The organism is Thermostichus sp. MS-CIW-34, from assembly GCF_054060435.1.
Genome location: NZ_JBSSDE010000003.1, coordinates 13,501 through 34,444 on the forward strand (window position 1 = coordinate 13,501; position 20,944 = coordinate 34,444).

Consider the following 20,944-nt stretch of genomic DNA (forward strand, 5'->3'; position numbering starts at 1 on the left):
GCCCTCGATTCGGGGTGGAGGGGATGAGACACTAGATGGTCGGAGAATGTTAGCAACCTATACAGATGAGCCTTTTGGATTCTGCTTGGAGAAGTGATGCTATGCGCTGGCTGCTGTCCATCTTGGTTCGTGTGGTGTTAGTGCTCTGTCTGTGCTTCGCTCCTTTGGGGATCCCTGTTGTGGCCAGGGCCGCAGAGCTTCCCCCGGTAAAGCACTTGGACACTCCGATTGACGTGAACAACACCATCTTGCGCAACTACCGCCAACTGCCCGGCTTCTATCCCACCCTAGCTCGCATCCTGGTGAAAAATGCCCCCTACAAGAGCCTGGAAGACATGTTGCAGATCTCAGGCCTGACAGAGCAGCAAAAGGCCCTGATCAAAGCCAACGCCGAGAACTTCGTGTTTGGCGAGTATCAGGAAGGGGCTAACCAACTGGAAAACCGCATCAACCAAGGGTACTACGGCTGATCTCGGCAGAGGGGCCATCGGGAGAATCGGCTTTTGTAGGAAAGGGATCCTGTGGCCTACGATAACGTCTGCAAGTACTTGGTGGAATGGTTCCCCGAGTCCTTTGCCCGGTGGCTACTGGGATCCCCTGTTTCCTTGGCTCAGCTCCAGCCGACGGAGCTGTCCACCGAGCCCATCCGAGCGGACTCTCTTATCCTGCTGCGGGCCCAAAACCTGATTTTGCATCTGGAGTTTCAAACCGATCCGGATCCCGACATTCCCTTGCGCATGGCCGACTACTGCCTGCGCCTGTTCCGTCGCTATCCCGACCAGGAGGTGCGGCAGATTGTCATCTACCTGAGAAAAACCCAGTCAGAACGGGCGTACCAAACCTCTTTTCAACGGGGATCCCTTTCTCATCGCTTTGAGGTCTTGCGCCTGTGGGAACAAGATCCGGAGGTGCTATCTCAATATCCAGGACTCCTGCCTTTAGCCGTGTTGGCAGATCCGGAAAACCCGGAGCCGCGACTCCGCCAAGTGGCCAGAGCAATAGCAGAGATAGAGGATCCAAAACTACGGCAAGAGGTGAAAGCGGCCACTGCTGTTTTGGCAGGATTAACATGGACGCCAGAGGAAATTAGCAGGGTACTGGGAGGTCTGGCTGTGCGGGAATCGACCATCTATCAGATGTGGCGAGCAGAAGCCCTCAAAGAAGGGCGAGAGGAGGGCCTGAAACAAGGCCTAGAGCAAGGTCTGCAACAAGGTCTGCAGCAAGGTCTGCAGCAAGAAGCAGCTCGACTGACTCTGAGTCAACTGCGGCGCAAGCTGGGATCTTTGCCGGAAGACCTGTCTGAAACCATCCGCCTCTTACCTACCGAGCAACTGGAGGCTTTGGCGGAAGCGCTGTTGGACTTCCAAACCCTGGCCGATTTGATCCAATGGCTCAGGGAGTCATCATCCAACTAGGGTTTGCCGTCGCGGCCTTTTCCAACCTCACGGGACTCTGTGGGTGAGTTAGGATCCCTGTTACTCAGATGGACTCGATGAAACGGCCACAGGTTTTGATCTGTGGCTACTACGGCTACGGCAATGCCGGCGATGAGGCGTTGTTGCTGGCTCTCTTACGAGAGCTAGAGCAGTTGCCCAGCCCCGTACAGCCGGTGGTGCTCTCCCGTCGCCCTGCCGAAACGGCTGCCACCTATGGGGTGCTGGCCTATCCGCGCTTCAACAGTTTGGCTTTACGGCGCTGTCTCCAGGAGGCCCAGGCTTTCATCTGGGGTGGAGGTGGCCTGCTGCAGGATCGCACCAGTTGGCGCAGCCCTCTCTACTACCTGGGGGTAATGGGCCTAGCCCAGCGATGGGGGCTAAGAACCGTTGCCTGGGCCCAAGGGATCGGGCCGCTGCAGCGGGGGTGGATTCGTGCACTGGCCCGTCGCTCGTTGGCAGGTTGCACGGCCATCAGTGTGCGGGATGGGGTTGCCTCCCAATGGCTGCAAGAGTGGGGGATCCCTCACCAGGTGGCTCCGGATCCCGTCTGGAGTTTGCCGTCCAAAACCTTGCCGGAATGGGAAACGTGGCCTCAGCCCCGCATTGCTGTGGTCTTGCGTCCGCATCCGCAACTGACTGGAGCCTGTCTAGAAGCTTTGAGCCAGGGTTTACAGCGTCTCCAGGCTTCCACGGGGGCATACCTTCTCTTCGTGCCCTTTCAGCTGGCTCCTCCCGGATCCCCTGACCTTGGGCCAGACTACCACTTGGCTCAGCAGCTTCAGCGGCGCCTACCCCACCGTAGCCAAGTGCTGGAAATTCGGGATCCCTGTCTATTGAAAGGAGTCTTTCGGGGTGTCAGGCTGGCGATCACCATGCGCTACCACGGATTGGTGATGGCGGCGGCAGAGGGCTGCGCCTGTTTTGGTCTCAGCTACGATCCCAAGGTGAAAACGCTGCTCCAGGAATTGGGCATGCCTGGCTGGGATCTGCAGGAGATGCCCACCGATCCTGAAGCCTTACACCAAGCTTGGCTGGCCTGCTACTCAGAGAGCCTAGCTCTCAGCCCTGCCCAAGCTGACCTGTGGGCGAGGCAATCGGCTCAGCACGCTCAGTTGTTGAGACAGCACCTGAAGTGGGGTTGATGGGGTTGCCTGGAGAAGTTGCTGCCAGGGCGAATTCCGGTAGCGGTTCTTCTGGAGAGCCGCTTTACCCCAAAAGTAGGGAGGCACGGTGTCCCCGAACCAAAGCGCTGCGTGCATCCGCTTGAGGAGGCCCCCAATTCATTGAGGGGAGGACGTCACCTGAGAGGGTTTTGGGGGAGAAACTCCCGATCCAGGGGCAGGGGGGCGACAGGTTGGGTGAGGGTAAATTGGCCGCTTTCTATCCACTGCTTGAGGATTTCGGCAATTTGTATGGAGCGGCGCAAGCTGGCCAGGGGAGCGGTGCGAATCTTGCGGCCATTGAGGGTGATCTGGCCAGATTTGAGTTGGGCATAGCTCACTAAGCCAAAGGTGGGCCGCACCCGGCGGGGAATGGAAAAGTCAATCACGGGGGCAACCAACTCCTCATCCCGAATGGCAATGGCCTCCAAATCCGCAGGAGCGAGGATGGGGATGGGGATCCCGACCCCCAACATCAAGCTGGGGCCGTAGTTGCGGAAGTAGCAGCCCCTCACCCATTCCGCCTGCATTTGCTTGGCATCCCCAATCAGGGCTAGAGTGGCCGCCGGGCCGATGGGAGTTTGGTTGGGCAATCGCTTTTGCAATGGAAAGTGTTGGGTGCCCTCCCAGGCGACGTAGCCGATGCCGCCTCCCAAAAAGATGCGGCTGCCGATCCCCACCCGGCGCAACAGGGGATCGTTCAACAAGGGGGATAGCTCTCCCGGGTTGGAATAGACGGCATTGCCCAGATGCGGTTCCAACAGACCCAAGTAGGTGTACAAAGGCCGATCCCCGCCGTTCACCCCGACGATGAAGTTTTGGTAGGCATTGCGGGGGTTGAACAGGTAAAACTGGTTGAGCTGATCCCGAGTCAGGGTGGTCTCGTAGTCGGCGCGGGGGTAACAATCGGTCACTTGGCCGATGGCCCGCAAATGGACGCGCTTGCCCGCCACCAGGTCGGCAATGACATGGCCGCCCCCATAGGCTTGATCCGCTTGCTCGCTGGGTTGGGCTGCCCCCAGGTAAAGATCCACCGCGCCAAATCCGGCATAGGCCGGTACCCCGTTCAGCCAAGCTTGGCGAATCTTGATGGGCGGATCCGTATGGCCCAGGTTCACAATGGCTCCTGAAGACTCCATTGGCTCAAAGGTGCCGGTGGTGATCACATCCACCTGCTCAAAGGCTTCCTGGATCCCCAAGGTGGCCAGCTTGGCTTTGGCTTCCAGGGCCGTCCACACCCGCACCTGGCCTTTGGCAATGCGTTGGTTAATCTGGTCTAGGGTTCTCTCCATGGGATGTAAAGATCGCAATGGTTGGTCGCGTTGGCGGTGTGGAGCACTAGGCAGTCTTGATCGCTTGATCGTCGAGGGATCCGCTCCCATCTTGAATTCTCTCGTGAGGCAGCTCTTGGGACTGGCTCAATGAATAGCTTAAATGGACGGGGATCTGGGCCGGTGGGGCTTAAGGGGATCCGGCAGTATGGGCCGCTTTTGCCGGCGTTGGGGTTGGTGGGCCTGCTCTACGGCGGGGGGCTGCTGCTGGCTCTGGCCCAGAGTGTGGGCCTCTACGGCCTGGGCGAGAGGGGGTTTACCCTGCAGGGGTATGGGGAGCTGCTGCGGGATGCGGAAGTCGGGGGATCCCTGTTGCTCAGCCTCAGAATCGCTCTGTTGGCAACGGGGTTGGCGCTGCTTTTGGGGCTGGGGCTGGCGCTGCTGTTGCGGGGGGTGGGGGGGTGGGCCATCTGGCTTGGCCAGTTGACGCTGCCGATTCCTCATTTGGTGGGGGTGGCGGGGATGCTGCTGCTGCTGGGGCCCAGCGGTTGGCTGGCGCGGCTGGCCTTCCAACTGGGCTGGATTGCCTCGGATCAGGATTTTCCCTTGTGGGTGAACGACCGCGGCTATGTGGGGGTGTTGCTCTATTGGCTTTGGAAGGAGATCCCGTTTGCCGCTCTGGTGGCGCTGACGCTGCTGCGCGGGATGGGATCCGAGCTGGAGCAACAGGCTCGTCTGTTGGGGGCTTCTGCCGCCCAGACGTTTTGGTATGTAACGCTGCCCTTGCTGAGGCCGGGGCTGCTGGCCACCGGGATTCTCATCTTCGGCTTTGTCTTCAGCGCCTTTGAGGTTCCCTTGCTCTTAGGGCCCACCTACCCGCGCACCTTGCCCGTTCTGATCTACCAGCGCTTCACCCACATCAACCTGGAGCAGCGGCAGCAGGCGGTGGCGCTGGGGATCATCCTGCTGGCTGTCTCGGCAGCGGTGGTCAGCCTAATCGGAGGGCTGTTTGCAGCCAGAGTATCCTTTCTGCAGCTGCCGTTTGGCTCAGCGGGACGGAGTCCTTGGAGAAAGCCGTGAAAGGACGCAGATGGATTGGGGGATCCCTGCTCCGCCTTGGGGTGGCCGGAGTGGCCCTCCTTTGGGCTTTGCCCTTTGGGGTGCTGGCCCTTTGGGCCTTCACGCGGGCCTGGTATTTTCCCGATGCCCTGCCCCGGGCATGGAGCATAGCCGGTTGGCAGCAACTGCTGAGCTGGGGATCCCAGTTCCGGGCAGCCTTCGGCCAGAGCTTGCAAATTGCCCTGTTCACCACCCTGCTGGCCCTGGGGGTGGGGATCCCGGCGGGACGAGTTTTGGGCACCCATCCTGTGCCCGCTTGGCTGCGCCTGCTGTTGCTGTTGCCCGTCATCACCTCTCCTCTGGCTGTGCTGATGGGGATCCAAGGGGTGCTGATTCGCCTGCGGCTAGACGGTGCCCTGCTGGGGGTGGTGCTGGTGCATCTGATCCCCACCATTCCCTACATGGCTCTGGTGATGGGCAGTGTGTTCGCCCGTTTCGACCGCGGCTACGAGGCGCAGGCCCGCTGTTTGGGGGCGGATCCCTGGCAGGTGTGGTGGCAGGTAACGTTGCCCCTCATTGCCCCTGGGGCAGCCATTGGGGCGGTATTTGCCTTTTTGATCTCCTGGAACGAATTTTTGCTCACCTTCTTTGTCGGCGGTGGGCGGGTTCTCACGCTGCCGATGCTGCTCTACAGCCTTTTGCAAGGGGGAAACAACACCTTGGTGGCCGTGGTGGCCCTCCTGTCAGTGGTGCCGGGGTGGTTGGCCTTGCTGGGGGCCAGCGTTTGCTTGGGGCAGGCCATCGGGCTACCCCCCGCAGAGGCTCAAGAGGAAGAGAGCTAATATCCCTTCAGGGCCAGGTTGGGCCGTTGCAGAGCGGCCCCCACCCGTTGAACCTGAGTTTTGAAGCTGCCATCTCGCTCCAACCATATCTGCCTCAGGGCAGGGGGAATCACCTCCAGGCCAAACTGGGGGCTCTTGGGACGAAATTGCACACAGGTTGAGGGACAAGCCAGGTAATCAACCCCCTCCCGCCGGCGGTGCAGGTCTTGGTGAATATGGCCGAATACAACGAGGCGGATGTGGTCGAACTCGTCCAGAACCCCAAACAACCGCTCCGGCTGCTGCAGGGCACTTTGATCCAGCCAGGCAGAATCCACCGAAAAAGGGGGATGGTGCAAGGCCAACAAAACATGGTGTTGGGCGGCTTTGCTCCGCTGCAATTCTTGTTTCAGCCACAGCAGCGTGCGATCCGTCAGGTAGCCGCTGTCTTTGCCGGGCACGAGGGAGTTCAATAAAATAAAACTCCAATTTTCCCGGCTGAAGCTCTTGTCCCCGAATAGCCGCTCGGCGTGGAGCTCTTGGTTCATGGTGTGCAGGCGATCGTGGTTGCCTGCCAACCAGTAAGTATCGATGGGGAGAGCCTGCAAATGGGCTCTCAAACGAGCGTAGGATGCTGCACTGCCATCTTGAGAGAGATCTCCGGTGAGCAGCAGCAGATCGGGCAAGGGATCCAGAGCGGCAATGGCCTTTTGCACCTGCAGGAAAGAGGCTTCCGTGTCCACCCCCAGCAGCCGGTGATGGGGCTTGGCAAACAGATGCAGGTCGCTGATCTGAACCACGTATACGGTCATAGAGCAGGCCCAAGAGGGTGGGATCCCATCTCCGCAGGTTTAAAACACTACCGTTTTACGTTTTAACACCAGATGGCCCGGCTGGAACCCGTAGGTAGGGTCATTTCGATTCAAGCTAGGACACTGCACCCACACCCAAAACGTTGGTCGCGTCTTCGCGTCAGCGTTGCGGAGCAATAATCCCCAGAACCACAAGGCTTTTCTCAGTAGCCCAGGCGTCTCGCCCCCAACCTAAAATGACCATAACTCAGCCCTAAAGGGCTCAACCTTAACCTACCCAAGTCCGTCAACCCGGTTCAATCCCTTGAGAAAATCCTCTCAGGAAAAGCTTTAGGAAACATTCAGAGAGCGGCCCACGTTCCTAAAGGCAGCTTGCACCTGAGGCCAGCGGGATTCTTGGGTAGAGGCCGTCAGCGTATAGAGGCGATGGTGCCGAACGGTTACCGTCACCACCTCATGACGAAGCTGGGATCCCATATCGGTTTGGTATTCCAGCAGGTAATAGGGGTGCTCCTGCCGCTCAAAGGCTTCGGCAGCCAACAGCTTGGCCGAGCGACCGGATCCCTCAGGAGCAATGATCTTCTCCGCCACCAACTGCCCCACCTCAGCCGGGCTGCCCAGATCGGCAATCGTCTCCCCCTTGTCAAACGGGGCGATCATCAAGCTGACGTTCTCGGTCTCGTACACCAGGTCGCGCAGGAGAACCACCGGCCCTTTCCCCGGCCCAAGATTGACCGCCACCATGCCGTTGGGGTAGGCAAAAGCAAAGGCTCCGCTGGGATCCCTGTAGGCCCGCAGGTTAGAGCCCGCGGAACAGGCACAAACCACCAAGCTGAGGCAAACACAGAGCAGCAACAACGCCCTAGACAGCCACAGGCTGGTTGCGTAAGTGGGCCACAGGCCTGATCGGGCAGAATGCGCGCCTCGTGCTGCTGACATTGCTGGGATCCTCTCCTCAGATGGGTTGCCTATTGTTCCTTTATCATCCTAGTACGAGCGCACTCCCTCTAGCCCGTTGACCGTCAATTCCCAACGGAAAACTCCCCCTGCAACTTAGCAGCGGGGTTGCCGACGTGGGTTGAAAAGCGAGGGATCCCCAAGCTTGGAAGCAACTGCCGCTATTGAGGGAGCCGCTTCTCGAAATCCAAATCCGGCATCGGCAAGTTGGCCTGGGCACCTCCTTGGCCGGTGAGCATTGCCAAGCGGCGGGAGATTTCGTCGTCCATGGCCATTTCATCCAGTTGGGCAGCAATCTGCTCGCTGCGATCTTCCGAGAGTTCGCTCATGGCTCGGGATTTGAGCTGGCGAGCCTGGATAGCATTCTTTGCCGCCTCAAATTGGGACTTGGCCGAGTCGATGTTGTAGGAGTTGTTGACGCGGGTCATCTGCTCCAGAGCTTGGTTCACCTCGTTGATGTCTTTGAGGTTGCTCAGCTCGCTCTTGTAAGCGGCCAGTCGTTCTTTCTCGCGGGCCAGCTTTTGCTTGGCGGCGTTGACGTAGCGCTCGGCAGTTTCCACGTTCTCCTTAAGGGGGCCGAGAATGGCCTCAATTTGCAGCGCTTGGGACATAGCCAGGCGGGCAGCCTCTTGATCGCCTCGTTGGGCGGCCAGGCGAGCCTTGTTCTCCAGGGCCTGGTACTCCCGCACCTTTTGCATGTACTTCTGCTCAGCCCGCTGATAGGCAGCCACTTGGGTGGCAACGGCTTCCGTGAGACGCTGAACCGTCTCCTGCATGGTGCGTAGGGATTCTTCCGCCACCATCACCGCTCCTGTGCCGCCTTTCTCCACCGGGATCCCCCACAGCCAGTTCCAAGTTCCGACGATGACGCTGCCGGCCCGTTGCCCAAAAATGCCGTAGATAATCTTGCGTGCGCCCATGGCCTGACCCTCCTGCTTGTGCGTGCCTCTACTGTATTTAATTTCTCCCCAACTGGAAAGATCTCAGGGATCCGGCAAGTGGACAAATTCAAATCCCCGCTTCTTCAAAGTTGGGATCAACTGCCGCGTTACCTCAACCACTTGGGCTCCTCCTTGTACCCCATCGTGCAGCACGATTAAGGAGCCAGGCCGCACCTGGGCCAGCACCCGCTCCACTACCACCGATACCGGTGGGATCAGCCAATCCTCAGGCACCACGCTCCACATCACCGGACAAAAGCCCCAACGGCGCAAATCCGCAAGCGTCTGCGGCCAAAACAAGCCATTGGGCGGGCGCACAGCCCGATAATCGTCAGGGATCCCGCCACAGGCAGCCACGAGGGTGGTTTGGCTGCGCTTCAGGCTCTGTTGAAGTTCGTCAGGGGCAAGCTGGGTGAAGGAGCGATGCTGCCAGCCGTGAAGGCCAATGCGGTGGCCTTGTTGGCGGATCTGACGGGCCAGGTGGGGCCAGCGCTGCACCCGTTCTCCCAACACAAAAAACGTGGCCGGCACCTGAAAATCCATCAAAACCTGCAACAAAGCAGGGGTGTACTCAGGGTGAGGGCCATCGTCAAAGGTCAGAGCCACCCGCTGGGTATGGGGATCTGCCGGCAACTCCCACAGGCCGTCGGGAAAGAGGGTCTTGAGGCCCCAATGCAGGGGTGGGTAGAGAGATGGGGGCAGGATTTGCTGAGAAGAGAAGAGCATTGTGGTGGGCTGTATTTTGTCCAGAACCAGAGGGCAATGCTTTGGGTGATCAACTGGGTAACAAATTTAGGTATTGCTGATTGAGCCAACCAACTGAAAAAATGGGCATGAGCATTGTAGCCCGCAAAACGGAAATCAGGGTTGGCGGGCCCGTCGATGGGCTTTTGGATCTCGTCCTAGCCAGTTGTGATTACAGATTGTGCCTACAGATTGTGATTACAGAAGTTGCCATTGGGTGTCGGCAGCAGCCCGCCGCTCGAGTTCTTGAGACGGATGTGGGATCCCTTCTGCCCATAGCCCAGATCCGATAGGCTAGATTCACCCTCAAGGTATCAGCTGATGGCTTGGCAAACTCCAACACTGCTGCTGGTGGATGGTCACTCTCTGGCCTATCGCTCCTTCTACGCCTTTGCCTACAGCCGCGAGGGGGGGTTGCGCACTTCCACTGGGATCCCCACCAGCGTCAGCTTTGGCTTTTTGAAATCGCTGTTAGAAGTCTTGGACAAATACACCCCTACCCATGTAGCCGTTGCCTTTGATACACGGCAGCCCACTTTTCGCCACGAGGCCGACGAAACCTACAAATCAGGCCGCCCGGAAACGCCACCGGAGTTTATCGAAGATGTGGAGAACCTGAAGCAGGTGTTGACGGCACTACGCATCCCGATTTTGGTGGTGCCTGGTTTTGAAGCCGATGACATTTTGGGCACCCTCAGTAGGCTAGCCCCCCAAGATTACCGGGTGCAGATCTTAAGTGGCGATCAAGATCTGTTCCAGTTGATCGATACCGATGGAAGAGTTCGGGTTTTGCACCTCAACAGCAAAGATCGCATCAGCGAGTTTGGCCCCGAACAAGTGAAAGAAAAATTGGGCATCTGGCCTTGGCAGGTGGTGGATTATAAGGCCCTCTGTGGTGACCCTTCTGACAACATTCCCGGGGTGAAAGGGATCGGCCCCAAGCGAGCTGTGGAGCTGCTGGAGCGCTACGGCAGTTTGGATGAAATTTTCGACCACCTGGACGAGATCCAAGGAAAAGTCCAGCAATACCTCAAAGAAGGGATCCCGGCGGCCCATCACTCGCAATTTATGGCTCGGATCAAATGCGACGTTCCTCTTTCTCCCGACTGGGAGAGCATGAAATTAACCGGGTTTGATCAAGCAGAATTGCTGCCGCTGCTGGAAAAATTGGAGTTTCACAGCTTCATCGCCCAAGTGCGCAAAATACAAACGGCTTTGGGGGGGATCCCAACCGAGGCAGAGGTGGTTGGCGCTTTTAATCCCACCGGGGATCCCGCAAACGCTCCTGACGAAGCCCTGTGGTTTGATTTTGCCCTCGATCCCGTCCCTTCTCTGCCGGCGGTGCGCATCATCGATACGCCGGAGCAACTGGAGCTTTTGCGGCAAGAGCTGCTGGCCTGCCCAGGGATTGTAGCTTGGGATACTGAAACCACCAGTCTAGATCCACGGGATGCCCAATTGGTGGGGATCGGCTGTTGTTGGTCAGAGGGAGATATCGCCTACTTGCCCATCGGCCACCGCCAGGGATCCAACCTGGATTGGGAGCTGGTTAAACAAAGCCTGCAACCCCTTTGGGAAGATCCCAACCGACCCAAAAGCCTACAAAACTGTAAGTACGACCTGAGCATTTTCCGCGCCCACGGGATCCGCCTGCAAGGGATCCAGTTTGATCCCATGTTGGCCAGCTACGTTTTGGATCCAGAAGCCAGCCACAACTTGGCCGATTTGGCAGCCACCCATTTGAATTTGCCGACCACCAGCTACAAAAAGTTGCTGGGCAAGGAACAGTCCATCGCCGACATCCCAATTTCCAGAGTTGCAGAATACTGCGGAACTGATGCCTATTGTGCCTATCGTCTGGTGCCGATCCTCACCGAAAAGCTGCAGAAAACCGATCCACGCCTGTGGGATCTTTTTATTCAAGTCGAGCTGCCCTTGGCCCAAGTTTTGGAAGAGATGGAGTGGATCGGCATTCGCGTTGATACCGAGTTTCTGAGGCAATTTTCCCAAGAGCTGGAACAAGAGCTGCAAAGTTTGGAGCAGAAAGCTTATGCCCAGGCTGAAGAAACCTTTAACCTCAATTCTCCCAAGCAACTGGGATCCCTGCTCTTTGAAAAGCTGAAATTGGACATTCGCAAAACCCGCAAAACGGCTACTGGCTATTCCACTGATGCCTCAGTTTTAGAAAAGCTAGAGGGGGATCATCCTCTCATCGAAACCATCGTGCAATACCGCACCTTGGCCAAGCTGAAATCGACCTATGTGGATGCTCTGCCTGCCCTGGTAAGAAGCGATACCGGCAGAGTCCACACCGACTTTAACCAAACCGTTACTGCCACCGGCAGGCTCAGCTCCTCAAACCCCAACTTGCAAAATATTCCCATTCGCACCGAGTTCAGTCGCCGGATTCGACAAGCTTTTATTCCCCAAGAGGGATGGCTATTGGCGGCAGCAGATTACTCTCAAATTGAGCTGCGCATTTTGGCCCACCTCAGCCAAGAACCTGCCTTGCTGGAAGGCTTTCGCTCAGGGGAAGATGTGCATACCCTGACCGCCCGCCTGCTCCTGGAAAAACAGGAAATAACCAGCGAAGAACGCCGCCTGGCCAAAACGATCAACTATGGGGTGATCTATGGCATGGGAGCGCAGCGCTTTGCCCGCACTGCGGGGGTTTCTTTGTCGGAAGCCAAGCAATTTTTACAGCGATTTAACGAGCGCTACGCCGGCATTTTTGCCTATCTGCGCTCCACTGAAGCCTTTGTGGAAAAGCATGGCTATGTAGAAACGATCTTGGGTCGCCGTCGCTATTTTCCCAATTTGTCTCGTCTGACAGGCCATCGCAAACAAGCGGAATTGCGGGCAGCTGTGAATGCTCCCATTCAGGGATCCGCCTCGGACATTATCAAAGTAGCAATGGTGCGCCTGCGGCAAAAGCTGCAGAACTTTCGTTCCCGCTTGCTCCTGCAAGTGCATGATGAGCTGGTGTTTGAGGTGGATCCCTCGGAATGGCAGGCCCTAAAACCGCTGATCCAAAGGGAAATGGAAGGAGCAGTGCCCCTCTCCATACCGCTGGTGGTGGATATCCAAATTGGCCACAATTGGAAGGAAGCCAACTAGACCATGGGAGGCAGAAAACCCCAGGTTTGCAAGGAAAGGGATCCCAACCGCACGGAAATGTTAGTGTGTGTAAAAGCGTTTGTTACTTTACTTATGACTGTTGAGATTTACACCTGGCGTTTTTGTCCCTTTTGCATCCGGGCTAAGCAACTGCTGGATCGCAAAGGCGTGAAGTATATCGAGTACGCCATCGATGGAGACGAGGCAGCACGGGCGGAAATGGCCAAGCGGGCCAACGGCCGCCGTTCGGTGCCGCAAATTTTCATCAACGACCAGCATATCGGCGGCTGCGACGATCTTTACGCGCTAGAGGCTCGCGGCCAGTTGGATCTGCTCCTACAGCAGGCCAGCTAAGCCTCAACTGTATCTCTCATCACTTTGTAGCCTGTTTAACTTGAGCGCGAGCCTGCTTCACCATGGCAATTAAGGTTTGATGGGCGTCCTCGGAGTCCCGCAGGGGGTGGTCGAAGCGGATCCGCAGCGTTTGTACGGCCCCGTCGACCTGCACCCGCAAGTCCATCCCTTCCGGGTCAATGGCCTGCATGCGGGCTTGGGTAACTCCTTCCACCTGGCCAAAGACCCTGGCGTAGAGGGCTATTGCATCGGCATGATCTTCGTTCATGTGCTTGCAGATGCGCTCGCTAACTTGGGGGGTGAGAGGATCGCCCATGGCAGTTGTTTTTAGCTTACAGCCCTCAGTTTAAAGCTCCCGCCAGTCCACAGTAAACTACCCAACCCTACCCCTGGCCAGTACAATAATGCGGCTAACCCAGCGTTAAAAGCGGCGCTCCCGGATAGGCAGCCGTTTAGGTTTCAGAATAAAAAGGCAGGGATCCCTTCCCCTCCATCCCAGAGAACACCAGGGATCCAGGGGATCAAGCTTGTCCTTGGGCCTGTAGCTCCAACAGCTCATCTGCCATATCCAAAAAAGCCTCCCGATCCAGATAGGAGACATCTCCCACCCACTCCCCCAGCTTGACCACATAGACCTCGCTCAAGGTGGGCCGGCGCTGCAAATCGCGGGAATAGGCTTTCACCAACCCGAGCACCGATTGCTTTTTGACAATTCGCCTGTAGCGGGGATCGTCCTTGGCCCGCACACGATAGACGACTCCGGTCTCATCGCCAATTTCCATCTCAAACTGGCGCTCCCGCACCTCTTCAATGTAGAAGTTGCCATCTTCATCCAGCTTTTCTCGCTCTTCCACCACCACCTCGTAGCGGCGAGTGCGCAACACCTGCCCAAAAAACAATCCCCCATAGGGAATCTCGCGAAAGGCTAGCTGACGGCGGGAGATGGTATAGAGCGGCCCCCACAGGAAGGGATAGAGCAACGAGAGAATCCCGACCAGGAAGGCGATTGCCCCCAGAAAGGATCCCTCGCCGAAAGCGCGGGAAAGAACCAGCAACGCCACGCCCACCAAAATGGCCGTGATGATGCGGCCCGTGCTCTTGAGGGCATCGCTCCAGTAAGCGGCATACTGAAGGCGCGTTGGCACCACCGGAATCACCGATTCGCATTCTTCTGGGGTTAGCTCCAACAACATGCTCCAAGGATCCTCACAATGCCACACTCCATCTGCAACGGGCCAGACCCTATCTTAAAATGAGGCAGGGGCGCTTTGCCGCCGGGCTTGTCTGCTGCCAGTCCTTGCGCACTTGCCACTTCCATGCCGACAGGATCCCATCTCTCCCCAACCGGCCAGACCATCAGACAGCAGGTGGCCCAGTTGGACGAGGGATCCCGTCGCGACAAGGCTTGGCTGGGGGATGCGGTGTTGAGCTTGTTTGCCCGGCAGTGGCTGCTTGGGCCACCTCAAGACTGGCAAGTGCCTTCCCCGCCCAGTTGTGACCTGAATCGCGCAGAACTCTTCACTTGGCTGACCTCCAATCAATTTTTGTCGGCCTTCAGGGATCCCACGCAGGTTGAGGCGGAAATCGGCCTGATTTACGAAAAAGAAGGTCTACAAGCAGCGTTTGAATATATCCGGGCGCACCTGCTGCCTCTATTTGTAAGACAGGTGAACAACCGCGCCAAAGCCCTGCGTGGCAAACGCCACTAGCCAGTTTCTGAGCGAAGCAAGAGCGCGGCAGGATGGCTGGGCAGGTCGCCTCTTGAGGGGGAAGCAGAGTTAATGGGAAGAAGGGGGATCCACCCAGCGCCCATCGGCTTTGATCAGATCGATCAGCGCCTGCACGCCTTCCGATTCCGGCACCCTTTTCACTTCCTCTTTGCCGCGGTAGAGGGAGATCACCCCCGGCGTCTTGCCCACGTAGCCGTAGTCGGCGTCGGCCATTTCTCCCGGCCCATTGACAATGCAGCCCATGACGGCAATGTCTAGCCCCACCAGGTGCTGGGTTGCGGCGCGCACCTTCTGCAGCACCTCCTCCAAATTGAAGAGGGTGCGGCCACAGGAAGGGCAGGCCACATACTCCACCATGGTTTTGCGCAGGTTCAGAGCTTGCAAAATGCCGTAGGCCACCGGGATCTCCTTTTCCGGCGCTTCCGTAAGAGAAACCCGAATCGTGTCGCCGATCCCTTCAGCCAAGAGGGTTCCGATCCCCACCGCCGACTTGATGCGCCCATATTCTCCATCGCCCGCCTCGGTGACACCTAAGTGGAAGGGATAGTTTAGGCCCAGGGCATCGAAGCGACGGGCTGCCAGCCGGTAGGCCGCCAACATGACCTGCGGGCGGGAGGCCTTGAAGGAAAGCACCACATTGTGAAAGTCTTGCTCGGCGCAGATTTGGGCAAATTCCAGGGCCGACTCCACCATGCCCTCAGGCGTATCCCCGTAGGTGAAGAGCATCCGCTCTGCCAGGGATCCATGATTGACCCCGATGCGCAGGGCTTTGTTCTGGGCTTTGAGGGTCTGGACAAGGGGGGTGAAGGTTTCCCGGATTTTGTTACGGATGGCCTCAAATTCCGCCTGGGTATATTCTGTGCGACCGGGCTGAGGTTTTTCAAAGACGAACAACCCTGGATTGATGCGCACCTTGTCCACGTATTTGGCCACCTCCAGGGCGATCTTGATGCCGTTGTGATGGACATCGGCTACCAAAGGCACGGGCTTGTAGGTTTGGATCAGCTTCTCCCGAATTGCCTCCATCGCCTTGGCATGGGCCATGCTGGGAACGGTAACCCGCACAATCTCTGAGCCTGCCTCGTGCAGACGGCGGATCCCGGCTACTGCTGCGTCGATGTCGAGGGTGTCCTCGTTGATCATGGACTGTACCACCACCGGGTGCTGGCTGCCGATCAACACATCGGCTACGGCCACCGTACGGGTGGGGCGACGGGGATAGACCGGTTCTGGGTAGGGCTGCTGGGTGGGGGCGTTGGGCCGATCCAGGGTTTGCATAGCTTGGTCAAGCCAAAAGAGCTGCTCTAGCTTGATTGTAGGTCGGAAACTAACCTGGGGTTCGACTCAGCTCAGGGTAGAGGCTGAGGGGTTCAACCCCGAGGATTTCGACGGGATCCCCAACCCTCAGGTGCTTGCCCGCCTCCGTTCTCGGGATCCACGTATTGATCCCAAGGCGATAGAAATGGTCAAAGCGGCTGGCTTCGGCCCAGGGTGGCAAGGTTTTCTGCCGTTGCGCCACGAAGTGCTTTTGAAAACCGGGATAGGCCTCTCCGCTCAGGGGATCCCGGGTGGGCACCACACAGCGGGCGCAGGGGTTGAGGCCCAGGAGCTCCACTTCCCCAATGCGAAAGCGCACCCCTTGATCTGCCTGGGCAAAGAGCCGATCCTCCCAAAAGGGCAGACATTCCGACAGCTCGATATTCATGCGAAAGCGCTGCCGAACCGCTTCCAGGGTCAAGTTGGGGAACCAACCGGCCACCGTCTCCAGAGTGGCTGTGCTGATCAGGGTGGGGCCGTCGGCATAGGGATCGTCTGGAAACCCCCTGAGAGGCTCCTCCAGCAGTTGCACCGGAAAACCGAACCAATCGCTGAGCCAAGTCTGCAAAGCATCCCGCTGCTGCTGCAGGTCAAACTGAGCCGCCTTGCCATCCCCCCACAACTGCACCTGGCCCAACTGGGGATCAAACCGGGCCCGCAGGCGGTGGACTGCAGCATGGCGTTTGCCGTTCACCCGCTTCCCCTCCGCATCCACCAGGGCGTAGCGCCGATCCCCCTCCAAAGTCCCCCCTGCCGTCAGCCTCACCTCAGACAGAGGGATCCCATCCAGGGACTTGATGGGATAGACCGTTAACCTGGCAACCTGGGGCATGGCCTGTCTGCCGGGCTCCGCCTGAATTGCTTAACTGTCGGCTTCGGTGGGATGGTCGGTCATGGGGTAGCTGCGGATAAAGTCTCTGGGGGTTACATTTTCTACAAACTTGCGAAAGGCCTCCCGCTCTGCTTCGTCGGCATCTTGGTTCATGGGGATCGAGGCTTCCGCAATGACCTCTTCCACCGTCCAGATGGGAACATGGGCCCGCAGAGCGAGGGCAATGGCGTCGCTGGGGCGGCAGTCGATCTCTTGTTTTTTGTCACCATTCACGGTGACGAGCACCGCGTAGAAGGTGTTATCCAGCAACGCGTGAATGATGACTCGCTCCAGCTTGATCCCCCACGTCTTCCAGGAGTTGAGGATGAGATCATGGGTCATGGGGCGCAGTGGCTTTTGGTCGTCCAGGGCCTGCAAAATGGCGTTGGCCTCTGCTTTTCCCACCCAAATGGGCAGGGCACGACGCTCACTGCCATCGCGCAGGATGACAATGGGGTTTTGGTTGACGGCATCGACCGCAATCCCAGCCACATGCATCTCGATCATGAGCAATTGCCTCCAGCCGGTGATCTTGATCGTATCTACGGGCGTCAAAGTTTGGCAACACACCATGAGCTCAGTTGGTAGTCCAGTTGAAGTGGCTTTGATCGGGGGCACTAGCGAGAGCCGCAGCTTGGCCGACGCCCTCAGCCGCCAAGGGATCCCTTGGGTGGCAACCGTCACCACCGAAGGGGCCAGAAGACTGTATCAGGATTTGCCCGGTCAGGTGGTGGTCACCCGATTTTCGCCGCCATCTCTGGAACAATTCCTGCAAGAGTGCCGGATCCGCGTAGTGGTGGATGCCTCTCATCCTTTTGCCCAGCAAATCTCGCAACTGGCCATCCAGGTGACGGCTCAACTGAGGATCCCCTACCTGCGCTACGAACGCCCTCCTCTGGAGCTGGATCCCTGGGTCCAGGTGGTGCCGGACTGGCAGGGGGTGCTCACAGAGGCGGTGCTGGCGGGGCGGCGGGTGCTGCTGACGGTGGGAGTGAAGGCCCTGCCCCTGTTTGTACCTTGGCAAGATCGCTGCCAACTGTGGGCACGGGTGCTGCCGGAATCGGTTCCCCAAGCGGTGCAAGCCGGGATCCCTGCCGAGCGGGTGATCGGGATGCGCTTGCCCCTCAGCTTTGAGCAAGAACTGCAGCTTTGGCAGCGGTTCAGCCCTCAGGTGGTGATCAGCAAAGCTTCTGGGGAAGCAGGTGGGCTGGGGATCAAACAGGCAGTGGCCAAAACCCTGGGGATCCCTCTGTGGGTGATCCGGCGACCCCCGTTGGACTATCCCTGGTGCAGCCAGGATTTGACAGAGGTGGTGCAGGAATGCAGGCGATGCTTGGGCAGAGCCAAACCTTGAGGTTGCCCGGCTCCGGCCAGACAAGTCAAAACGGCTCTTCGGGGGGCAGGTTGGAGTCGCGGTCTTGACGGGATCCCAGCAGTTCTAGGCGATCTACAGCGATGATGGGCCTCTGGCGCTCTTCTCCGGTGGATTTGTCTGTCCAGCGATTGAACTTGAGGCTGCCCGTTACCCCGATGAGGCTGCCTTTGCGCACATACTCTCCCGCCACCTCGGCAGTGCGGCCCCACAACTCTAGGCTGAACCAATCGGGCTTGTCTTCCCCTTTGCGGAATCGGTTGACCGCCAAGCTAAAAGTACAGACCACCTTGCCTGACTCAAAGTAGCGCACCTCCGGATCCATGCCGGCTCGCCCCACCAAGGTCACCAGGTTCAAGCTCATGGGCAGCTTCTCCAGACCGCCAGTAAATCTAGCCTTTGTTGTAGCGCTCGCAAGGGATCCCTGTCATCTTTTGGCCTGCGACCGTCAGCTTGGGCTCAGAGCCGATTCTTTAGGATATCTACAGATTCAACTGCGGGGATCCCGATTGATCTCTGGGAAAAGCCTCTGCTGTGATGGACTTGATGCTCGGGATCCGGATCCGCACTCTGTCGCAAAAGTTTACAATGGCAGAAGCAGTTGAGCAAATGCCAGCCCACCAGACACTCCCACCGGCCAATTGCAGGGCTAGCAGAGCAGGTTCGTTGCTGTGAGAGGACGCATTCGGAAGCATTTCCCATGGAATTCATCTACACATACGCCTGGTTGATCCCCGTCTATCCTTTGGTGGCAGCCTTTCTCCTCGGCTTAGGTATCCTGATGTTCAACGCCTGGACAAGGGCCAACCGCTCTTTGGCTGCCTTTTTGAGCGTGTTCTCGACCGGGACGGCGATGGTTCATGCCTTTGCCCTTTTGGTCAGCCAGGTGCAAGGGCACGAAACCGTCCTCAGAACCCTCACCTGGGCCCAGGCGGGATCCTTCTCGGTGGACATGGGCTTTGTCGTGGATCACCTGAGCGCCATGATGCTGGTGGTGGTGACCACGGTGGCCTTTTTGGTGCAAATCTACTCCGACGGCTACATGGCCCACGATCCCGGCTATGTGCGTTTCTACGCCTACCTGAGCTTATTTAGCTCCTCGATGCTGGGCTTGGTGGTCAGCCCCAACCTGGTGCAGATCTACATCTTCTGGGAGCTGGTGGGGATGTGCTCCTACCTGCTCATTGGCTTTTGGCACGACCGGCAGGCAGCGGCAGAAGCAGCGCAAAAGGCGTTTGTGGTCAACCGGGTGGGAGATTTCGGCCTGCTGTTGGGCATTTTGGGCTTTTACTGGATTTCCGGCACCTTCGCGTTCAACGAGATCGGGCGCAACTTGCAGGAGATGTTGGCTGCCGGAGCGGTGAGCAGCAGCTTAATTGCCCTGTTTGCGGTGTTGGTGTTCTTGGGGCCGGTGGCCAAGTCCGCTCAGTTCCCCCTGCATGTGTGGTTGCCGGATGCCATGGAGGGCCCCACGCCCATTTCCGCTCTCATCCACGCGGCGACGATGGTGGCGGCTGGGGTATTCCTCTTGGCCCGCATGTTCCCGGTGCTGGAAGGGATCCCGGTGGCCATGGACATCATCGCCTGGACGGGGGCGGGCACAGCCTTCTTGGGGGCCACCATTGCCATCACCCAAAACGACATCAAAAAAGGCTTGGCCTACTCCACCATTTCCCAGCTGGGCTACATGGTCATGGCCATGGGGTGCGGCGCCTATGGGGCGGGCCTGTTTCACCTGATGACCCACGCCTACTTTAAGGCGATGCTCTTTTTGTGCTCTGGCTCAGTTATCCACGGCATGGAAGCGGTGGTCGGCCATGACCCGGTTTTGGCCCAAGACATGCGCCTGATGGGGGGGTTGCGCAAATACATGCCGGTTACGGCCATCACGTTTTTGATCGGCACGTTGGCCATTTGTGGGATCCCGCCCTTCGCCGGCTTTTGGTCTAAAGACGAGATCTTGGGCGCTGTTTTTGAACGGAACCCAGCTTTGTGGGGGGTGGGCTTCCTCACCGCCGGGATCACTGCCTTCTACATGTTCCGCATCTATTTCCTCACCTTTGAAGGGGAGTTTCGCGGCACCAACCTGAGACTGCGGCAGGAGGTGGCTGTCAGCGCGGGTCGTCCTGTGCCGGCTTTTGCCTATGTTTTCGCGGGGAAACAGCCGGCCTTTGGCCCCGGAGCCATGAACATTCAAGAAAAACCCCAGCCCAGCAGCCATCCTGAAGCCCACGAAAACCTGCACGACGGAGATGCCCATGCCTCAGAGCCCCATGAGTCCCCTTGGTCGATGACCTTCCCGCTGTTGGCTCTGGCCGTCCCTTCTGTGCTGATTGGCCTGGTGGGTACCCCTTTTGCCAACTTCTTTGAAGCTTTCATCCACCCACCGACTGAGTCTGTGGCGGAGGCAGGCTCGATTTTACCGCTGGTGGCAGCAGAGTGGCAGGAGGTGCTGGCGGGCCATTTCGATTGGGCAGAGTTTCTGATCATGGCGGGTAGCTCCGTGGGCATTGGGCTGATCGGCATCACCTTGGCCAGCTTGATCTACTGGCAAAAGCGCATCGACCCGGGCACCTTCCCCCAAAGCCTGCAACCGCTCTACTACTTCTCCCTCAACAAGTGGTACATTGACGACCTCTATGAGCGAGTCTTTGTGCAGGGCACCCGCTTCGTGGCACGGGAGGCGCTGGAGGTGGACAGCCGCATTGTGGATGGTGTGGTCAACCTGACGGGCTTGGTGACCATGGTGAGCGGCGAGGCGATGAAATACCTGGAGAGCGGCAAGGCCCAGTTTTACGCTTTGATTATCTTTGCAGCGGTGGTGGTGATGGTGGTGGCATCAGGGGTAGGGTTCTAGCTCGAAGGCGAGGATGGATCCGGCCCGCTTGGCCAAGGGATCCCTCAGCCTAGAACTGCTGCTATGCTACGGAGCAAGTTGAGCGGATCCCTTGTTGCAATGGCCCCGCGTTCTCTTAAGTCGAT

At 58.3% G+C, this 20,944-nt stretch carries 22 protein-coding genes; 11 read left to right on the forward strand and 11 right to left on the reverse strand.

All coding sequences use genetic code 11. The features are described 5' to 3' along the window. The first annotated feature begins 101 nt into the window (after positions 1-101). The 3 genes from psbU to csaB all read left to right on the forward strand — a co-directional run bounded on the left by psbU (position 102) and on the right by csaB (position 2,578). Complete coding sequence (gene psbU, locus ACVWYY_RS01565; RefSeq protein WP_041436072.1) at positions 102-470, forward strand: photosystem II complex extrinsic protein PsbU; 369 nt, start codon at positions 102-104, stop codon at positions 468-470. Between the two features lie 51 nt (positions 471-521). Next, entirely contained in the window at positions 522-1,415 is an 894-nt protein-coding gene (locus ACVWYY_RS01570; RefSeq protein ID WP_457439387.1) for an Rpn family recombination-promoting nuclease/putative transposase, read from the forward strand. 77 nt (positions 1,416-1,492) lie between these two features. After that, a complete protein-coding gene (gene csaB, locus ACVWYY_RS01575) occupies positions 1,493-2,578 on the forward strand; it encodes a polysaccharide pyruvyl transferase CsaB (protein WP_457439389.1) in 1,086 nt (361 codons plus the stop codon). Positions 2,579-2,733: 155 nt separating this feature from the next. On the opposite strand, the gene ACVWYY_RS01580 is transcribed toward csaB, so the two are convergent. After that, on the reverse strand, positions 2,734-3,888 hold the full coding sequence (locus tag ACVWYY_RS01580; RefSeq protein WP_414329883.1) for a homocysteine biosynthesis protein: 1,155 nt from the start codon (positions 3,886-3,888) through the stop codon (positions 2,734-2,736). A gap of 129 nt (positions 3,889-4,017) precedes the next feature. Between ACVWYY_RS01580 and ACVWYY_RS01585 the strand changes: the two genes are divergently transcribed. Both ACVWYY_RS01585 and ACVWYY_RS01590 read left to right on the forward strand, forming a co-directional pair. Then, positions 4,018-4,947 carry an ABC transporter permease gene (locus tag ACVWYY_RS01585; protein WP_011431804.1) on the forward strand — a complete coding sequence of 310 codons (930 nt, stop codon included), beginning with the start codon at positions 4,018-4,020 and terminating at the stop codon, positions 4,945-4,947. Then, positions 4,944-5,768, forward strand: a complete 825-nt coding sequence (locus ACVWYY_RS01590) for an ABC transporter permease (RefSeq protein ID WP_457402765.1) — start codon at positions 4,944-4,946, stop codon at positions 5,766-5,768. The genes ACVWYY_RS01585 and ACVWYY_RS01590 overlap by 4 nt, the downstream gene beginning before the upstream one ends. On the opposite strand, the gene cpdA is transcribed toward ACVWYY_RS01590, so the two are convergent. The 4 genes from cpdA to ACVWYY_RS01610 form a co-directional block, all read right to left on the reverse strand. Then, entirely contained in the window at positions 5,765-6,559 is a 795-nt protein-coding gene (gene cpdA, locus ACVWYY_RS01595; protein WP_457439391.1) for a 3',5'-cyclic-AMP phosphodiesterase, read from the reverse strand. The two genes, ACVWYY_RS01590 and cpdA, sit on opposite strands and share 4 nt — an antisense overlap. Before the next feature lie 330 nt (positions 6,560-6,889). Next, complete coding sequence (gene psbP / locus ACVWYY_RS01600; RefSeq protein WP_457402766.1) at positions 6,890-7,498, reverse strand: photosystem II reaction center PsbP; 609 nt, start codon at positions 7,496-7,498, stop codon at positions 6,890-6,892. A 179-nt stretch (positions 7,499-7,677) separates the two neighbouring features. Then, complete coding sequence (locus ACVWYY_RS01605) at positions 7,678-8,436, reverse strand: PspA/IM30 family protein (RefSeq protein ID WP_011431800.1); 759 nt, start codon at positions 8,434-8,436, stop codon at positions 7,678-7,680. A gap of 63 nt (positions 8,437-8,499) precedes the next feature. After that, positions 8,500-9,183 carry a polysaccharide deacetylase family protein gene (locus tag ACVWYY_RS01610; RefSeq protein ID WP_457402767.1) on the reverse strand — a complete coding sequence of 228 codons (684 nt, stop codon included), beginning with the start codon at positions 9,181-9,183 and terminating at the stop codon, positions 8,500-8,502. Between the two features lie 80 nt (positions 9,184-9,263). Between ACVWYY_RS01610 and ACVWYY_RS01615 the strand changes: the two genes are divergently transcribed. The 3 genes from ACVWYY_RS01615 to grxC all read left to right on the forward strand — a co-directional run bounded on the left by ACVWYY_RS01615 (position 9,264) and on the right by grxC (position 12,672). Then, entirely contained in the window at positions 9,264-9,494 is a 231-nt protein-coding gene (locus tag ACVWYY_RS01615; protein WP_414400770.1) for a hypothetical protein, read from the forward strand. Positions 9,495-9,522: 28 nt separating this feature from the next. Continuing rightward, complete coding sequence (polA, locus tag ACVWYY_RS01620) at positions 9,523-12,318, forward strand: DNA polymerase I (protein ID WP_457439393.1); 2,796 nt, start codon at positions 9,523-9,525, stop codon at positions 12,316-12,318. A 93-nt stretch (positions 12,319-12,411) separates the two neighbouring features. Continuing rightward, positions 12,412-12,672 carry a glutaredoxin 3 gene (grxC, locus tag ACVWYY_RS01625; RefSeq protein ID WP_011431797.1) on the forward strand — a complete coding sequence of 87 codons (261 nt, stop codon included), beginning with the start codon at positions 12,412-12,414 and terminating at the stop codon, positions 12,670-12,672. Between the two features lie 19 nt (positions 12,673-12,691). Here grxC and ACVWYY_RS01630 read toward each other — a convergent pair whose 3' ends face one another. After that, entirely contained in the window at positions 12,692-12,988 is a 297-nt protein-coding gene (locus ACVWYY_RS01630; RefSeq protein WP_011431796.1) for a DUF2470 domain-containing protein, read from the reverse strand. Between the two features lie 205 nt (positions 12,989-13,193). Then, positions 13,194-13,865 carry a hypothetical protein gene (locus ACVWYY_RS01635; protein ID WP_414355425.1) on the reverse strand — a complete coding sequence of 224 codons (672 nt, stop codon included), beginning with the start codon at positions 13,863-13,865 and terminating at the stop codon, positions 13,194-13,196. 123 nt (positions 13,866-13,988) lie between these two features. Here ACVWYY_RS01635 and ACVWYY_RS01640 point away from each other — a divergent pair, with 123 nt between their 5' ends. Further along, positions 13,989-14,381, forward strand: coding sequence for a hypothetical protein (locus ACVWYY_RS01640; RefSeq protein ID WP_457402770.1), 393 nt, complete (start codon positions 13,989-13,991; stop codon positions 14,379-14,381). 69 nt (positions 14,382-14,450) lie between these two features. Here the strand turns inward: ACVWYY_RS01640 and ispG are convergent, their stop codons facing one another. Genes ispG through ACVWYY_RS01655 form a run of 3 tightly spaced genes read right to left on the reverse strand, consistent with a single transcriptional unit; the run spans position 14,451 to position 17,097 of the window. Then, positions 14,451-15,680, reverse strand: coding sequence for a (E)-4-hydroxy-3-methylbut-2-enyl-diphosphate synthase (ispG, locus tag ACVWYY_RS01645; protein ID WP_414343922.1), 1,230 nt, complete (start codon positions 15,678-15,680; stop codon positions 14,451-14,453). Positions 15,681-15,729: 49 nt separating this feature from the next. After that, a complete protein-coding gene (locus tag ACVWYY_RS01650) occupies positions 15,730-16,551 on the reverse strand; it encodes an MOSC domain-containing protein (RefSeq protein ID WP_457402772.1) in 822 nt (273 codons plus the stop codon). A 30-nt stretch (positions 16,552-16,581) separates the two neighbouring features. Then, positions 16,582-17,097, reverse strand: a complete 516-nt coding sequence (locus tag ACVWYY_RS01655; RefSeq protein ID WP_011431791.1) for a bifunctional nuclease family protein — start codon at positions 17,095-17,097, stop codon at positions 16,582-16,584. A 64-nt stretch (positions 17,098-17,161) separates the two neighbouring features. On the opposite strand from ACVWYY_RS01655, the gene ACVWYY_RS01660 reads away from it, so the two are divergent. Next, positions 17,162-17,944: a cobalt-precorrin-6A reductase gene (locus tag ACVWYY_RS01660; RefSeq protein WP_041436967.1), complete on the forward strand. Its 783-nt coding sequence runs from the start codon at positions 17,162-17,164 to the stop codon at positions 17,942-17,944. A gap of 25 nt (positions 17,945-17,969) precedes the next feature. Here ACVWYY_RS01660 and ACVWYY_RS01665 read toward each other — a convergent pair whose 3' ends face one another. Then, a complete protein-coding gene (locus ACVWYY_RS01665) occupies positions 17,970-18,326 on the reverse strand; it encodes a single-stranded DNA-binding protein (RefSeq protein WP_011431789.1) in 357 nt (118 codons plus the stop codon). Positions 18,327-18,662: 336 nt separating this feature from the next. Between ACVWYY_RS01665 and ACVWYY_RS01670 the strand changes: the two genes are divergently transcribed. Further along, on the forward strand, positions 18,663-20,819 hold the full coding sequence (locus ACVWYY_RS01670; RefSeq protein ID WP_457439395.1) for an NAD(P)H-quinone oxidoreductase subunit 5: 2,157 nt from the start codon (positions 18,663-18,665) through the stop codon (positions 20,817-20,819). Positions 20,820-20,944 lie beyond the last annotated feature (125 nt).

Coding starts and splice junctions, on each gene's coding strand:
- ACVWYY_RS01610 (WP_457402767.1), bottom strand. CDS start 9,183: ATGCTCTTCTCTTCTCAGCAAATCCTGCCCCCATCTCTCTACCCACCC.
- ACVWYY_RS01650 (WP_457402772.1), bottom strand. CDS start 16,551: ATGCCCCAGGTTGCCAGGTTAACGGTCTATCCCATCAAGTCCCTGGAT.
- ispG (WP_414343922.1), bottom strand. CDS start 15,680: ATGCAAACCCTGGATCGGCCCAACGCCCCCACCCAGCAGCCCTACCCA.
- csaB (WP_457439389.1), top strand. CDS start 1,493: ATGAAACGGCCACAGGTTTTGATCTGTGGCTACTACGGCTACGGCAAT.
- ACVWYY_RS01580 (WP_414329883.1), bottom strand. CDS start 3,888: ATGGAGAGAACCCTAGACCAGATTAACCAACGCATTGCCAAAGGCCAG.
- ACVWYY_RS01660 (WP_041436967.1), top strand. CDS start 17,162: ATGAGCTCAGTTGGTAGTCCAGTTGAAGTGGCTTTGATCGGGGGCACT.
- ACVWYY_RS01635 (WP_414355425.1), bottom strand. CDS start 13,865: ATGTTGTTGGAGCTAACCCCAGAAGAATGCGAATCGGTGATTCCGGTG.
- ACVWYY_RS01585 (WP_011431804.1), top strand. CDS start 4,018: ATGAATAGCTTAAATGGACGGGGATCTGGGCCGGTGGGGCTTAAGGGG.
- ACVWYY_RS01605 (WP_011431800.1), bottom strand. CDS start 8,436: ATGGGCGCACGCAAGATTATCTACGGCATTTTTGGGCAACGGGCCGGC.
- ACVWYY_RS01670 (WP_457439395.1), top strand. CDS start 18,663: ATGGAATTCATCTACACATACGCCTGGTTGATCCCCGTCTATCCTTTG.
- ACVWYY_RS01630 (WP_011431796.1), bottom strand. CDS start 12,988: ATGGGCGATCCTCTCACCCCCCAAGTTAGCGAGCGCATCTGCAAGCAC.
- ACVWYY_RS01655 (WP_011431791.1), bottom strand. CDS start 17,097: ATGATCGAGATGCATGTGGCTGGGATTGCGGTCGATGCCGTCAACCAA.
- polA (WP_457439393.1), top strand. CDS start 9,523: ATGGCTTGGCAAACTCCAACACTGCTGCTGGTGGATGGTCACTCTCTG.
- ACVWYY_RS01640 (WP_457402770.1), top strand. CDS start 13,989: ATGCCGACAGGATCCCATCTCTCCCCAACCGGCCAGACCATCAGACAG.
- psbU (WP_041436072.1), top strand. CDS start 102: ATGCGCTGGCTGCTGTCCATCTTGGTTCGTGTGGTGTTAGTGCTCTGT.
- grxC (WP_011431797.1), top strand. CDS start 12,412: ATGACTGTTGAGATTTACACCTGGCGTTTTTGTCCCTTTTGCATCCGG.
- cpdA (WP_457439391.1), bottom strand. CDS start 6,559: ATGACCGTATACGTGGTTCAGATCAGCGACCTGCATCTGTTTGCCAAG.
- ACVWYY_RS01665 (WP_011431789.1), bottom strand. CDS start 18,326: ATGAGCTTGAACCTGGTGACCTTGGTGGGGCGAGCCGGCATGGATCCG.
- psbP (WP_457402766.1), bottom strand. CDS start 7,498: ATGTCAGCAGCACGAGGCGCGCATTCTGCCCGATCAGGCCTGTGGCCC.